At 73.3% G+C, this 13,189-nt stretch carries 8 protein-coding genes; all 8 read left to right on the forward strand.

Translation table 11 applies throughout. The features are described 5' to 3' along the window. Positions 1 to 31: 31 nt before the first annotated feature. Entirely contained in the window at positions 32 to 1,522 is a 1,491-nt protein-coding gene (locus J0670_RS13370) for a sugar transferase (protein ID WP_207811760.1), read from the forward strand. A gap of 73 nt (positions 1,523 to 1,595) precedes the next feature. Further along, the gene (locus J0670_RS13375; protein ID WP_207811753.1) at positions 1,596 to 2,912 is read left to right on the forward strand and encodes a nucleotide sugar dehydrogenase; all 1,317 of its coding nucleotides are present in this window, start codon (positions 1,596 to 1,598) and stop codon (positions 2,910 to 2,912) included. Then, positions 2,902 to 4,176: a glycosyltransferase family 4 protein gene (locus tag J0670_RS13380; RefSeq protein WP_207811754.1), complete on the forward strand. Its 1,275-nt coding sequence runs from the start codon at positions 2,902 to 2,904 to the stop codon at positions 4,174 to 4,176. Before J0670_RS13375 ends, J0670_RS13380 begins: the two co-directional genes overlap by 11 nt. Continuing rightward, the gene (locus J0670_RS13385) at positions 4,173 to 5,570 is read left to right on the forward strand and encodes a Wzz/FepE/Etk N-terminal domain-containing protein (RefSeq protein WP_207811755.1); all 1,398 of its coding nucleotides are present in this window, start codon (positions 4,173 to 4,175) and stop codon (positions 5,568 to 5,570) included. The genes J0670_RS13380 and J0670_RS13385 overlap by 4 nt, the downstream gene beginning before the upstream one ends. Then, positions 5,567 to 7,087 carry a Wzz/FepE/Etk N-terminal domain-containing protein gene (locus J0670_RS13390; protein ID WP_207811756.1) on the forward strand — a complete coding sequence of 507 codons (1,521 nt, stop codon included), beginning with the start codon at positions 5,567 to 5,569 and terminating at the stop codon, positions 7,085 to 7,087. Before J0670_RS13385 ends, J0670_RS13390 begins: the two co-directional genes overlap by 4 nt. 3 nt (positions 7,088 to 7,090) lie before the next feature. Continuing rightward, complete coding sequence (asnB, locus tag J0670_RS13395; protein ID WP_207811757.1) at positions 7,091 to 9,025, forward strand: asparagine synthase (glutamine-hydrolyzing); 1,935 nt, start codon at positions 7,091 to 7,093, stop codon at positions 9,023 to 9,025. Positions 9,026 to 9,081: 56 nt separating this feature from the next. Further along, on the forward strand, positions 9,082 to 11,277 hold the full coding sequence (locus tag J0670_RS13400; RefSeq protein ID WP_207811758.1) for a bi-domain-containing oxidoreductase: 2,196 nt from the start codon (positions 9,082 to 9,084) through the stop codon (positions 11,275 to 11,277). Further along, on the forward strand, positions 11,274 to 13,189 hold a 1,916-nt coding region (locus tag J0670_RS13405), incomplete at its 3' end, for an alginate lyase family protein (protein ID WP_207811759.1). The genes J0670_RS13400 and J0670_RS13405, both read left to right, overlap by 4 nt.

Below are 13,189 nucleotides of genomic sequence, written 5' to 3' on the forward strand. Positions count from 1 at the left end.
GTGGAGCGAACACGTCGAACCCACTGGCGACCTGGAAGAAGCCGGGGAGGAAGGTGAGTTAGTCGGCCCGTTTCCGTCGGCGCGCGGGCGTCTGAGGAACGGGGCGATCAGGCGGTCCGAGAGCGACTGGGAGCAGCGGTACCGCCGTGCCGTGATCACCAGCGACACCACGGCCACCGCCTTCGTGGTGGCGGCGATCGGAGGCTTCTTCGGGGTCCGGGACGCGGCCAACTGGCACGAGAAGTGGGGCATTCTCGCCTTCGGCACCGAACTGCTGGTGCTGGGAGCACTCGCGGTGACCCGGTCGTGGGCTCCCGCCGTGCTCGGCCAGGGCGCCGAGGAGTTCCGTCGGCTCGGACGCTCGCTGTTCACGGCGGCCGTCGTCCTGGCGCTCGGCGGAATCGCCCTGACCTCGCACAACATCAAGCTCTGGATCTTCGTCGCGATCCCGGCGATCACGCTCGTCACGATGACCGAGCGGTACCTGCTGCGCCTCTGGCTGCACAAGCGGCGCAACGTCGGACAGTGCCTGCGCCCGGTGCTCGCGGCCGGGAGCCCGGCCACGCTGCGCGATCTGATCACCCGCACCCGCAAGTTCCCGCACCTCGGATGGCGGGTGGAGGCGGTGTGCACGCCGTACGCGCTCGGGCCGGGTGGTGACCGACTGGACGGAGTGCCGGTCGTCGGCCGGCTGACGGACGTCGCCGACCACGTCCACCGCGACGGCTACCGGGTCGTCGCGGTCACGCCGGACCCGTACTGGTCACCGGACCGGCTGCAGCGGCTGGCCTGGAACCTCGAGGGCGGCGACGCCGAGATGGTCGTGGCCCCCGTGCTGATGGAGGTGGCCGGTCCGCGGCTGCACGTCGACGCGGTGCTGGGGATCCCGATGCTGCGGGTCAGCATGCCGACCTTCACCGGGGGCCCCCGGGCGGTCAAGGAGGTCGTCGATCGGCTGGGCGCCGCGGTCCTGCTGATCCTGTTCGCACCGCTGATGGTGCTCGTCGGGCTGCTCGTCCTGCTGGACAGCCGGGGCGGGGCGTTCTACCGCCAGCACAGGGTCGGCAAGGACGGCCGCGGGTTCACCATCGTCAAGTTCCGCACCATGGTCGTCGGGGCCGACCGGGCACGGGCCGAGCTGGCCGGCCGCAACGAGGGCGCCGGCCTGCTGTTCAAGCTGCGCCGCGATCCGCGGGTGACCAGGGTGGGGGGAGTGCTGCGCCGGTACTCGCTCGATGAGCTCCCGCAGCTCTTCAACGTGCTGGCCGGCTCGATGTCGCTCGTCGGTCCGCGGCCTCCGCTGCCGGAGGAGTCCGCCGCGTACGGCCCGGACATCCGGCGGCGGCTGCTCGTCAAGCCCGGGCTCACCGGCCTGTGGCAGATCAGCGGGCGCAGCGACCTGCCGTGGGAGGAGGCGGTGCGGCTGGACCTGCGGTACGTGGAGGACTGGTCGCTCGCCCTGGACGCGGTGATTCTGTGGAAGACGCTGCGTGCGGTGCTCCAGGGGCGGGGTGCCTACTGATGCGAGGGGGGCGCCGATCGATCGGCGCGCGGACGGCCGGCCACAAGGGCCTGCCCGAGGGGAGGAACGGGTCATGAGGATCAGCGTCCTGGGGCTCGGCTACGTGGGCTGCGTGTCGGCCGCCTGCCTGGCCAGCCTGGGTCACGAGGTCATCGGGGTGGACGTGAACCAGGTGAAGGTCGACCTGGTGAACGACGGCAAGGCCCCGGTGGTCGAGGAACGGATCGGCGAGCTCATCGCCGAGGTCGTGCGGACCGGAGCGCTGTGCGCCACCGGCGACGTCCGCGAGGCGATCATGAACAGCGAGGTGTCGCTGGTCTGCGTGGGCACGCCGTCGGAGCCCAACGGCAGCCTGTGCACCACGTACCTGGAACGGGTCACCGAGCAGATCGGCGCCGCGGTGGCCGAGCGGGGTGGGCGGCAGACCGTCGTGTTCCGCAGCACGATGCTCCCGGGCACCTGCCTGAACCTGCTGGTACCGATCCTGGAGAAGTACGCCGGCGGCACGGCCGGAGTGGACTTCGGGGTCGCGGTCAACCCGGAGTTCCTGCGCGAGGGCACGAGCGTGCGGGACTTCTTCGACCCGCCGAAGACCGTCATCGGCGAGCTCGACCGGGCGAGCGGTGACGTGGTCGCGGCGCTGTACGACGGACTGCCCGGCGAGGTGTTCCGGGTGCCGGTCCCCACGGCCGAGGCGATCAAGTACGCGGACAACGCGTTCCACGGCCTCAAGATCGGCTTCGCGAACGAGCTGGGCGCGGTGTGCCAGGCGCTCGGGGTGGACTCGCACCAGGTGATGGACGTGTTCCTGGCGGACCACAAGCTGAACATCAGCCCCGCCTACCTGCGGCCCGGCTTCGCCTTCGGCGGCTCCTGCCTGCCCAAGGACCTGCGCAGCCTCGTCCACGCGGCGCAGCGGGCCGACGTCTCGGTGCCCATCCTCTCCCACGTGCTGCCCTCCAACTCCGAACACCTGCGGCGCGCGGTGGAGTTGGTCGAGCGCACCGGCAGGCGCCGGGTGGGCCTGTTCGGCCTGTCCTTCAAGCCCGGCACCGACGACCTCCGCGAGAGCCCGCTGGTCGAGCTGGCGGAGCGGCTCTTCGGCAAGGGCTACGACCTGCGGATCTACGACCCCAACGTGAACCTCTCCCGGCTGCTCGGCGCGAACCGCGAGTACATCGAGACCCGGCTGCCGCACCTCGCGCAGCTGCTCGCGCGGTCCGTCGACGAGGTGCTGGAGCACGCCGAGGTGTGCGTGGTCGGGACGAAGGACCCGGCCGTGCTGTCGGCCCTGCCGCACGGCGACGGACCGGTGATCGTCGACCTCGTCCGCCTGCCCGACGCCGAGGCGCGCCGGGCCGAACCGGGGTACGTGGGCCTTGCCTGGTGACGCGTCGTTCAGTGACACGGTCGGCGGCGACGGGCGGGCCCGTCGCGCGCTGATCCTGGTGGAGAACCTGTCGGTGCCGTTCGACCGGCGGGTGTGGCAGGAGTGCACGACGCTGCGCGACGCGGGCTGGACGGTGGACGTCATCTGCCCGCAGGGGAGCAAACGCGACACGGAGCCGGAAGCGGTGATCGACGGGGTGCGGATCCACCGCTACCCGTTGAAGGCGGCCACCGGAGGGCCGGCCGGCTACCTGCGGGAGTACGGATCGGCGCTCTGGCACACGGCCCGGCTGGCCCGCAGGGTCGGCCCGGTCGACGTCGTCCACGCCTGCAACCCGCCCGACCTGCTGTTCCTGCCGGCCCTGCTGGCGAAGCGGCGCGGCGCGCGGTTCGTGTTCGACCAGCACGACCTGGTGCCCGAGCTGTACCTCTCCCGGTTCGACCGCGGCGAGGACCTGCTCCACCGCGGCGTGGTCGCGCTGGAACGGATGACCTACCGGGCCGCGGACGTCGTCCTCGCCACGAACGAGAGCTACCGGGACGTCGCGCTGCGCCGCGGCGGCAAGCGGCCGGAGGACGTCTTCGTGGTGCGCAGCGCGCCCGACACCGACCGGTTCCAACCGGTGGCGCCCGAGCCGGAGTTGAAGCGCGGCAAGCCCCATCTGCTGTGCTACCTCGGCGTGATGGGCCCGCAGGACGGCGTCGACTACGCCCTGCGGGCGCTGGCGAAGCTGCGCGACGAGTTCGGACGGACCGACTGGCACGCCGTGTTCGTCGGCGGCGGCGACACCTTCGACGCGATGGTGGAGCTGTCCCGGCGGCTCGGGCTCTCCGAGCAGGTGCAGTTCACCGGGCGGGTTCCGGACGCCGACCTGGTGCGCTACCTGTCCACCGCGGACGTCTGCCTCTCCCCGGACCCGCGCAATCCGCTCAACGACGTGTCGACCATGAACAAGGTCCTGGAGTACATGGTGATGGGCCGGCCGATCGTCTCGTTCGACCTCCGGGAGGCGCGGGTCTCCGCCGGTGACGCCGCCGTCTACGCGCCGGCCAACGACGAATCCGAGTTCGCCAGGCTCGTCGCGCTGCTGATGGACGATCCGGAGAAGCGGGCCCTGATGGGCAAGATCGGCCAGGAGCGGATCAACGGGCCGCTGTCCTGGCGCAACTCCCAGCGGTCCCTGCTCGACGCCTACGCCGCCGCCTGCCGCCACCCGAGGTCGGCGGGCTCCCCGGACCAGCCCGGGAGAAGGCCGCACCGTTGAGCGACGAAACGATACGCCTGGTCACGATCGGCCGGATCCTCCGTCGGCGTTGGCGGCTTCTCGCCGTCCTCGCCGTGGCGGGTGCGCTGGTCGGCTACGGCGCCTCCCTGCTGTTGCCGCCGCAGTACACGACCTCGACCTCGGTGCTGCTTCCAGGGGCGTGGCAGGAGCGCGAGCTGCTGACCCAGGCGGAGATCGCGACCAGTTCGGTGGTGATCGACCGCGCGGCCGCCTCGCTCGGCTGGAAGGGCGTCGGCGGCACCCAGCTGCGGGACCGGGTGTCCGCCACGGCCTCGGACGGGAACATCATCAAGATCTCGGGTACGGCCGAAACGCCGGAGCGTGCCCAGCAGTTGTCCGATCAGATGGCCAAGCAGTTCGTCGCCTTCGGCGCGCGGATGTCGGGCGACGGCGCCGCCCCCGAGGCGGCGCAGCCCGAGGCACTGCGGCAGCTGGTGGCGCAGGCCAGTCGGCGCATCACCGAACTGGCCGACGCGGCCAATCCGGGGCAGACCGTGGAGAGCGTGCAGACCCGCACCGAACTCGCGAAGCTGCGCACCGCGCTGGAGGAGGCCGTCAAGAAGCTGGACCAGGTCGACCAGACCTCCACCAAGGCCACCATGGTCGTCATGGGGCCGGCGGTCCGGCCGACCGACGCGGTGGCGCCGACGAGGATCCAACTCATCGGCGGCGGAGCGCTGTTGTTCTTCCTGGTCGCGGTCATCGGCCATCTCGCCGCCGCCCGGACGGGCCGTCGGCTGCGCACCGAAGCGGAGATCGCCGCGGCGCTGGGCTCGGAGCTGCTCGGTACCGTCGACGTACCCGCCGACCAGCCCGGGCGGCGGCCGCGGGGCCGTGGCCCGCGGGCCCTGGTGCGCCGGCTGCTGGGCCTGGACGCCCGGTGGGACCTGCCGATCCCGCAGGCCTCCGGTGACGAGGCCAGCCGTCAGATCCGCTTCCGGCGGGTGTGCGCCCGCCTGCGGGACCGGCTGCCGGCCCCCGGGCGGCTGCTGGTCGTCGTCCCGGACGGCGACGGGCCGGCCCGTCTGGCCGCCGGGCAGCTCGCCGCCGAGGCGGGCGGCGACCCTTCCCCAAGCCCTTCGAGCAGGGGATACCCCAAGCTGCGGGTGGTGGAGGTGCCGGTCGCCCGGCCGCTGCTTCCGGACGACGTGGAGGAGTCCGGCGCCCTGATCGTCCTCAGCGCCGGCAGCTGGACCGCGGCGGAGCTCTCGGGCATCGCCGGGGCGTGTGCGGACGCCGAGCACGAGGTCGTCGGCATCGTCCTCGCCGCCCCGGTCCGGGCCCGTACGACGCGATCCTCCGACCGCTCCGACCGTCAGGGCGCCACACCGGCAGTCGCGGTCGGCGCCGGCCCGAGGAGAGGGTCGCAGTGACGACGCGAAGGAGCGCGGAGTCGTCGGCCGCCCCTCCCCTGGTGGACCTCCAGTCGCTGGTGGTCGCGGTGCGCAGGCGCCGCCGCCTCTGGTGTTCCCTGGCGCTGATCGGGCTGCTGCTCGGCGCCGCGGCGGCCGTCCTGAAACCCGCGCCGCCGAGCGCGGTGACCACGGTGCTGGTCGCGCACCAGGCGGACCAGCCGAACGACCCCGGAACGCTGATCCGCACCGACGCCGCCCTGCTGCACACCGTGGGGATCGCCGGCCAGGCCCTCCAGTCCCTCGGGTCCCCGGAGAAGCCGGAGGACTTCCTGAAGGACTACGGGGGCCTCGGCCTGACCAACAACCTGCTGCAGATCACCGTGACGGCCAAGACCGACACCGAGGCGGTGGCCCGCGCCAAGGCGCTGGCCGAAGCGTTCGTCGCGGCCCACGTGCAACGGATCCAGCAGGCCGCGGACGCCGAGGCCAAGGCCCTGCTCGACGAGCGCGACCGGATGCAGGAGGAACTCGCCCAGGTCAACAAGTCGATCGGGGACGCGTCGCAGCAGAGCGGGTCGAAGACGTCGGCGAACCTGGAGTCCCTGTACGCCAGCCGGGCCGATCTCACCTCGCGGATCACCGACTTCGGCCAGCGCGCCGCGGCGGCCCGGGTCGGCACGCCCCGGCTCATCGCCGGCACCCAGATCGTGGACACCCCGCACGCGCTGAAGCGGTCCCTGCCCAAGACCGCCGCGACCGACGCCGCCATCGGCCTCGTCCTCGGGCTCGTCCTCGGGCTCTCGATCGCCGCGGTCGGCGCGGTGGTGGCGGACCGCCCGGTGCTGCGCCGGGAGATCGCGGCGAACCTCGGCGCCTCGGTCATCGCCGAGCTGCCCCACCGGCCGGCCGGCCGGTGGCAGCGCAAACGGACCCGTACGGCCCGGACGGGGCTCACCACGACCCTGGCCCGTACCGTCCGCGGCTCCGAGGAGGCGGTGTCGCTGCTGGAACTGGGCTGTGCGCGCAACGCGGGCGCGATCGCCCTGGACCTCGCCGGGGCCCTGGAGGCGGAGGGCCCGGTGGTCGTCGTCAACGGCCTGCCCGGCGCGCGGCTCACCGACCGCCGCCGCAAGGCCGCGGGCCCGACCGTGGTCGACGACGGGGGAGCCGAGGCCGTACCGGGTGGCCCGCGCCGCCTCGGCGTCGGCTCGGTGGCGCCCGGCACCGCCTGGACCGACCTGCGTCACCTCGGCACCCGGACGGTCCTCGTCGTCCGCGCCGGGCACGGCAGCGCCGCCTGGCTGCACACCGTGGCGCGCCAACTCGCGGACCAGCACATCGCGGTGATCGGGGTGGTGCTGATCGACCCCGATCCGCGCGACCGCACCGACGGCACCCTGTGGGACAGGCCCGACACCGCGCCGAGCGGCCGCGACGAGCCGCCGGCCCGGCAGATCGGCACGGGCCGGCGGCGGATGGAACGAGTACCGATGTGGACCGCACGGGTCCCGGACAGCGACCAGGAGGCGAGGTAGGACATGTGCGGCATCGCAGGCACGTACCGATGGCCGGACGGGAAGGCCGTGACCGACCTGCTCACCGAGACCCTCGCCCACCGCGGCCCGGACGGGGCGGGCCGCTACAGCCACGCCCTCGGCGACGGCGAGGTGCACCTGGGGCACCGCCGGCTGGCCATCATCGATCTGTCGGAGACCGGCGCCCAGCCGATGGTCTCGGACGGCCTGGTCCTCACGTACAACGGCGAGCTCTACAACGCGCCCGAGCTGCGGGCCGAACTGGCCGCCGCCGGGGTGCGCTTCCGCGGCACCTCCGACAGCGAGGTGCTGCTGGAGGCCTGGCGGCGCTGGGGCACGGACTGCCTGCCCAGGCTGCGCGGCATGTTCGCGTTCGGGATCTTCGACGAGCGCACCGGCGAGCTGGTGCTCGCCCGCGACCAGCTCGGCATCAAGCCGCTGTTCCTGGTCCGGCGCGGAGAGGGCCTGGTGTTCGCCTCCGAGCTCAAGGCCCTGGCCGCCGCCACCGGCGGGGCGCTGGAGGTGGACCACGGCGCGCTGGTGGCCTCGCTGCTGTACTACTGGGTGCCGGATTCGCGGTGCGCGCTCCGCGGGGCGGAGAAGCTGCCGCCGGGCAGCTGGCTGCGGTGCCGGCCGGACGGCCGGATCGAGCGCGGCCGGTTCTGGCACCTGCGGGACGTCGCCGCCGAAGGCCGGGAGCGGGCCCGGGCCGGCGAACTGCCGGACCTCGCCGCCATCGTCGAGGAGTCGACGAGGCGTCACCTGCTCTCCGACGTTCCCGTGGCGACGTTCCTCTCCGGCGGGCTGGACTCCAGCTACCTGACCGCGCTGGCGGCCCGCGACCACCCCGGGATCTCCGCTTACACGATCGGGTTCCGCGCCGAGGACGCCAGGTTCGAGGCGATGCCGGACGACCTGCGCTACGCCCGGCAGGTGGCCGAGCGGTTCGGCGTCGACCTGCACGAGATCGAGATCGCCCCGGACGTGCTCGACCTGCTGCCGCGGATGACGTACCACCTGGACGAGCCGATCGGCGACCCGGCCGCGATCAACACCTTCCTGATCTGCTCGGCCGCCCGCGAGGCCGGGGTCAAGGTGATGCTCTCGGGCATGGGCGCCGACGAACTGTTCGCCGGCTACCGCAAGCACCTGGCCAACCAGCTCGCGCTGCGCTACCAGCGCGTCCCCCGGCCCCTGCGGCGGGGCCTGTCCGCGGCCGTGGACAGGCTGCCGGTCGCCACCTCCCACCGGGGGCTGCGGTCGGTGCGGTTCGCCAAGCGGTTCCTCTCCTTCGCCGATCTGCCGGAGGAGGCGGCGTTCCGGCGCAGCTACACCATGTACGACCGGGAGGAACTGCTCGCCCTGGTCGATCCGGACCTGGCCGGGACGGTCCAGGACGTGCTGACCGAGCACGCGGACGTCTACGAGGACAACGACCTCGACGACTTCGTCAACCGGATGTGCCTGGGCGACGCCCGGATGTTCCTGCCGGGCCTGAACCTCGCGTACACGGACCGCTCCAGCATGGCCGCGTCGACCGAGGTGCGGGTGCCGTACGTGGACGTCGAAGTGGTCAAGGCGGCGTTCACCATCCCCGGCGACCGCAAGATCGTCGGCCGGCAGGGCAAGGCGGTGCTCAAGGAGGCGGCCACCTCCGTCCTGCCCCGGGAGATCGTGTACCGGCCCAAGGGCCTGTTCAGCGCCCCGCTGCGGGCCTGGATGAGCCGGGACCTGGCCCCGCTGGTGCGCGAGGTGATCAACGACGGCGAGCTCGTGCGGTCCGGGTTCCTGCGCCGCGACGCGCTGGCGCGGCTCGTCGCCCAGGACGCCGCCGGGCAGCAGGACTACTCCAAGCACCTGTGGCACGTGCTGACCCTGGAGTACTGGTACCGCGGCGCGACCTCCGGCTCCGGCCGGACCGCCCACCCGACCGCCTAGAAACCGCTAACCGCTTACCGCTTACCGCCTATCGCTGATGAACAAGGGGACTTCCGGTGAAACAGGTCGTACAGAACTACAAGAGCGGCGAGCTGGCGGTCCTCGACGTGCCGGTGCCCGGGTGCAAGCCGGGCGGAGTGCTGGTCCGCACCACCTACTCGCTGATCTCCACCGGGACCGAGCTGATGAAGGTGTCCGAGGCCGGCATGTCGATGCTGGGCAAGGCCCGCTCCCGGCCGGACCAGGTCGCCAAGGTGATGCAGAGCGTGGCCACCAACGGGCTGCCCGCCACCTACCGCAAGGTGATGGGCAAGCTGGACTCCTACACGCCGCTGGGCTACTCGCTGTGCGGGGTGGTCGAGCAGGTCGGCGCCGGGATCGACGACGTGAAGGTCGGTGACCTGGTGGCCTGCGCCGGCAACGAGCACGCGCTGCACGCCGAGCTGAACTGGGTGCCGAAGAACCTCTACACCCCGGTGCCGGACGGCCTTTCGCCGCAGCACGCGTCCTTCGGCACCGTCGGGTCGATCGCCCTGCAGGGCGTCCGCCAGGGCGAGCCGCAGCTCGGCGAGGTGGCGCTGGTCATCGGCCTCGGGCTGATCGGGCAACTGGTCGTGCAGCTGCTCACCGCCGCCGGGGTGCGCGTCGTCGGCGCCGACCCCGACCCCTCGCGCTGCGAACTGGCCGAGAGCCTGGGCGCGGCGGCCTGCGGCGACCCGGGCTCGGCGGCCGTGGAGAACGCCGTCATGGAGCTGACGGACGGCCACGGCGTGGACCAGGTGTACCTGGCGGCCGGCGGCGGCAGCAACCAGCCCGTGGAGCTGGCCGCCCACCTGGCCCGGGACCGCGGCCGGGTGATCGACATCGGCAAGTGCCGGCTGGACCTGCCGTGGAACGCGTACTACGAGAAGGAGTTGGACGTCCGGTTCTCCCGCTCGTACGGCCCCGGGCGCTACGACCCGGAGTACGAGTTGGAGGGGCGCGACTACCCGATCGGATACGTGCGCTGGACGGAGCGCCGCAACCTGGCCTGCTTCCTGGACCTCATGGCGCGCGGCCGGGTCGACGTCGGCCCGCTGGTCTCCCACGTCGCGGACTTCGAGGACGCCGTGGAGACGTACCGGCGCCTGAAGGACGGGGAGTTGAAGGCCGTCACGGCGTTGTTCCGCTACCCCGCGGCCGAGGTGAAGCCGGAGGCCCCGAAGGTCACGGTGCCCGCCGTGCGGCGCCCCGCCGCGCAGGCAGCCCCGGCCCGCACCGGCAAGTCCCCCGTGCGGCTGGCGTTCATCGGCGCGGGCAACTACGCGACGTCGATGCTGCTGCCGCACCTGGCCCAGCGCGAGGGCGTCTCGCTGTCCACGGTCGTCACCACGACGGCGCTGTCCGGGGCCAACGCCCAGCGCAAGTTCGGCTTCGCCCGGGCGACCACCGACCTCGACGCCGTCCTCGGCGACCCGTCGATCGACGCGGTGTTCGTGGTCACCCGCCACAGCTCGCACGCCGACCTGACCCGCAGGGCGCTGCTCGCGGGCAAGACGGTCTTCGTCGAGAAGCCGCTCGCCCTGACCGAGGAGGAACTCGCCTCCGTGCTCGCCACGGTGGAGGAGTCCGGCAACGACCGCCTCCAGGTGGGCTTCAACCGCCGGTTCGCGCCGCTGCTGCGCGAGGCCAAGGCCCACCTCGGCGCCCGCACCGGCCCGGCGAGCCTGCGCTACCTGGTCAACGCGGGCCGCCTCCAGCAGGGCAGCTGGTACCTCCAGCAGGGCACCGAGGGCTCGCGGTTCGCCGGCGAGGGCGGGCACTTCATCGACACCGCGAGCTGGCTGCTGGGCGCCGACCCGGTCTCGGTGTACGCGGTCGCCGCCGCCGGCAACGAGGACCTCCAGGTCGTGCTGCGCTACCCGGACGGCTCCACCGCCAGCATCGGCTACGTCACCAACGGCCCGGGCGGCTTCCCCAAGGAGACGCTGGACCTCATCGCGGACGGCAAGGTGCTCAAGCTCGACGACTTCGTCCGCGCCTCGGTGTATTTCGACGGCACGGCCGGGCGCAAGCGGTGGGTCAGCTCGCGGCTGCCCAAGGCCCGGGACAAGGGCCAGTCCGCCGAACTGGCCTCGTTCGTCAAGGCCGTGCGCACCGGCGGGCCGATGCCGGTGCCGCTGGAGTCGCTGGTCGCCACCACGGCGGCCACCCTCGCCGTGCAGGCCGCCCTGACCGGCGGCGCGCCGGTGACGCTGGCGGTGGCCCGATGACCATGAGCGCGGGCTGGTACCTGCGGCGGCTGTCCCGGATGGGCGCGCGGGAGATCGGCGGCCGGGTGGGCGACGCGGCGCGCCGGCGGCGGTGGCGCTCGGCGCCGCCGCGCGGCCCGCGGGTGACCGGCGCCCGGTTCACCGCCGTCCTGCCCGCCGGAACGATCGCCGCGGTGCCGGCGGACGCCGCGAAGCGCCTCGTCGCCGAGGCGGACCGGCTGATGGACGGCCACGCCGAGTTCTTCGGGGTGGACCGCGACGACCTGGCCGCCCCGGACTGGTGGCGCGACCCGAGGACCGGGCGCCGGGCTCCGGACGGCTACGCCTTCGACGTGCCGTACCGCGACGAGGACGCGGTCGGGGACATCAAGCAGATCTGGGAGCCGTCCCGGCACCAGTACCTGACCGTGCTCGCCGCCGCCTACGCGATCACCGGCAACGAGCGCTACGCCGAGCGCGTCGCCGAGCACCTGCGCTCCTGGTGGGAGACCAACCCGCCGCTGCGCGGCGTGCACTGGATCAGCGGCATCGAGCTGGGCATCCGGCTGCTGTCCTGGGTGTGGGTGCGCCGGCTGCTCGACGGCTGGCAGGGCGCGCCCGCCCTGTTCGAGGCCAACCCGGTGGCGCTGAACCAGATATGGCACCACCAGCGCTGGCTGGCCGCCTTCCCCAGCCGGGGGTCCTCGGCGAACAACCACGTCATCGCCGAGGCGGCCGGGCAGTTCGCCGCGGCCTGCGCCTTCGACTGGTTCCCCTCCTCCCGGCGCTGGCGCACCGACGCGCTGCGGTCGCTGGACCGGCACCTGCGCGCCAACACCTTCCTCTCCGGCCTCAACCGTGAGCTGGCCACCGAGTACCACGGGCTCGTCCTGGAGCTCGGCCTGGCCGCGGTGGCCGAGGCGGACGCCGCCGACGTGCCCGTCCCCGCGACCGTCCGCCTCGTCCTGCTGCGGATGAGCGACGCGCTCGCGGCCGTCGTGGACAACCGGCTGCGGCCGCCGCGCCAGGGCGACGCGGACGACGGCCACGGCCTGGTCGTGGACGGCGCCGGCACCGACCGCTGGGCCTCGCTGCTGGCCACCGGCGGCGCCGTGTTCGGCCGGCTCGACTGGTGGCCGGAGGTGACCGGCAACGACGTGCGCACCCCGCTGCTGGCCGCGCTCCTGCGGCCGTACGGAAAGGACGGAACCGTGAGGCGCCCGGCCGGCCGCCCGGTCCACTTCCCCGACGCGGGGATGAGCATCCTGCGCGCGGGGGAGGAGATCTGGTGCCGCTGCGACGGCGGCCCGCACGGGTTCCTCTCCATCGCCGCGCACGGCCACGCGGACGCGCTGTCCGTGGAGGTCAGGCACGACGGGGTCGACGTGCTCGCCGACCCGGGGACGTACTGCTACCACGGGCAGCCCGAGTGGCGGCGCTACTTCCGGTCGACCCTGGGCCACAACACCCTGGAGCTGGACGGCGCCGACCAGTCCGTCTCCGGCGGCCCGTTCCTGTGGACCGAGCACGCCCGCACCCGGGTCCTGGTCGCGGACACCTCCGACCCGAACGTGACCCGCTGGTGCGCCGAACACGACGGCTACCGGCCCTCGGTGCACCGCCGCCGGGTGGAACTGACCGCCGCGAGCCGGGAGTTGCGGATCGTCGACGAGGTGCGCGGCCCGCGCCGGCCGGTACGCCTGGCCTTCCACCTCGGCCCGGCGATCACCGCGGAGCTGACGGGCGGCCGCGCCGTGCTGACCTGGACCCGCGACGGCGAGGAGCGCTCCGCGGAACTCGACCTGCCCGGGGAACTGTCCTGGCGGGCGCACCGCGGCGAGAGCGAGCCGCCGCTGGGCTGGTACTCCGCCGGCTTCGGACGCAAGGAAACCGCCACCACGCTCGTCGGTACCGGCGTCGCCGACGGCGCGCA

Source organism: Streptomyces sp. FH025 (assembly GCF_017427025.1).
Lineage (GTDB): Bacteria > Actinomycetota > Actinomycetes > Streptomycetales > Streptomycetaceae > Kitasatospora.

What these genes read in the sequence shown, in the direction of transcription:
- asnB (WP_207811757.1), top strand. Translation starts at nt 7,091, where the DNA reads ATGTGCGGCATCGCAGGCACGTACCGATGGCCGGACGGGAAGGCCGTG.
- J0670_RS13375 (WP_207811753.1), top strand. Translation starts at nt 1,596, where the DNA reads ATGAGGATCAGCGTCCTGGGGCTCGGCTACGTGGGCTGCGTGTCGGCC.